At 43.0% G+C, this 1,825-nt stretch carries 1 protein-coding gene; it reads left to right on the top strand.

The window, feature by feature from the left end; all coding sequences use genetic code 11:
- Positions 1-92 precede the first annotated feature (92 nt).
- The coding region (gene uvrC, locus LD39_RS12085; protein WP_035546845.1) for an excinuclease ABC subunit UvrC at positions 93-1,825 on the top strand (1,733 nt) is incomplete at its 3' end.

Here is a 1,825-nt window from a genome sequence, read left to right as displayed (position 1 = left end):
CCGCGCTGCTCTGCAGCGCGGTTTTTTGCTGTATTAGAAACCCTAATTATGGTAAGTTTTTTATATAGACTTCAACAATTGGAGTGACACAGATGAATTCCAACATTAAAGAGAAATTAGCCGTTTTACCAGATCAGCCTGGTTGCTATTTAATGAAAGATAAACACGGTACGATCATTTATGTGGGGAAATCCAAGGTGTTGAAGAATCGTGTGCGCTCCTATTTTACTGGTGCACATGACGGAAAGACCCAACGCCTTGTAAGAGAAATCATTGATTTTGAATACATCGTAACAACTTCTGAAATAGAAGCCCTTATTTTAGAAATGAACCTGATAAAAAAGTACGATCCTAAATATAATGTACTTTTGAAAGATGATAAAACCTATCCTTACTTAAAGGTTACAGGGGAGAGGCATCCCCGATTGATTGTCACCAGAAATGTCAAGAAAGATAAAGGGAAGTATTTCGGACCTTATCCCAATGTCATCGCTGCGAGGGAGACAAAAAAATTGCTCGATCGGCTCTATCCGCTGCGCAAATGTAATACGATGCCGGACCGGGTTTGCTTGTACTATCATATGCATCAATGCTTAGGACCTTGTGAGTTTCCCGTGTCAAAAGAGACGAATCAGGAGATCGTTCAAAACATTACCTCGTTTTTAAATGGAGGTCATGCAGAGATAAAGAAGGATCTTAAAACGAAGATGTACGAAGCTTCTGAGGACTTGGATTTTGAGAGGGCAAAAGAACTTCGAGATCAAATCGAACATATCGAGTCTGTCATGGAGCAGCAGAAAATGACGATGAATGATCAAGTGGATCGTGATGTTTTCGGTTATTCGTATGACAAAGGCTGGATGTGTGTCCAAGTCTTTTTCGTAAGGCGTGGGAAGTTGATTGAACGCGATGTGGCTCTGTTTCCTTTCTTTGATGATCCAGAAGAAACTTTCCTCAGCTATATCGGGCGTTTTTATCTGCATCAGAACCACCCTTATCCGAAACAAGTTCTTGTTCCTGTTGCTACGAACGTCGAAGTCCTGGAAGGGGCATTGGATACGAAAGTACACATTCCAATGCGTGGACGTAAGAAAGAGCTTGTGGAATTGGCTATGAAGAATGCGGAAATTGCGCTTGAAGAGAAGTTCGCCCTAATTGAGCGGGACGAAGAGCGGACGATCAAAGCGGTAGAAACCCTTGGGGAACACTTGAATATTGAAACGCCACATCGGATCGAGGCATTTGATAACTCTAATATTCAAGGCGCCGATCCTGTGTCAGCTATGGTTGTTTTCATTGATGGAAAGCCCAGCAAAAAAGAATATCGCAAATATAAAGTTCGTGATGTAGAAGGACCGGACGATTACGATACGATGAGAGAAGTGATTCGGAGGAGGTACAAACGTGTACTGAAAGAAGAACTTCCACTGCCAGACTTGATTGTGGTCGACGGAGCTAAAGGACAAATGTCAGCGGCTTTGGATGTCCTTGAGAATGAACTTGGTTTAGATATACCGCTCTGCGGACTTGCCAAAGATGACAAGCATAAGACGAGTGAGTTGCTTTATGGAGATCCGCCTGTCCCTATGGATTTAGATCGTAAATCACAAGAATTTTACCTTGTGCAGCGAATTCAGGACGAGGTTCACCGTTTTGCGATCTCCTTCCACAGGCAGCTTCGTGGAAAAGGTGCGATTCAGTCCGAGCTTGATAAGATCCCAGGTGTAGGACAAAAACGAAGACGGTTATTGCTGCGCCATTTCAAGTCTGTACCTGAAATAAAAAGCGCAGGGCTTCAAGATTTGACGAAGTTAGGAATTCCGGA

The sequence above is a fragment of the Halobacillus sp. BBL2006 genome (assembly GCF_000786645.1).
In the GTDB taxonomy this organism is placed as follows: Bacteria; Bacillota; Bacilli; order Bacillales; family Halobacillaceae; genus Halobacillus.
Note: the sequence above shows the minus strand (reverse complement) of the source record. Positions and strands in the feature narration are given on the sequence as shown.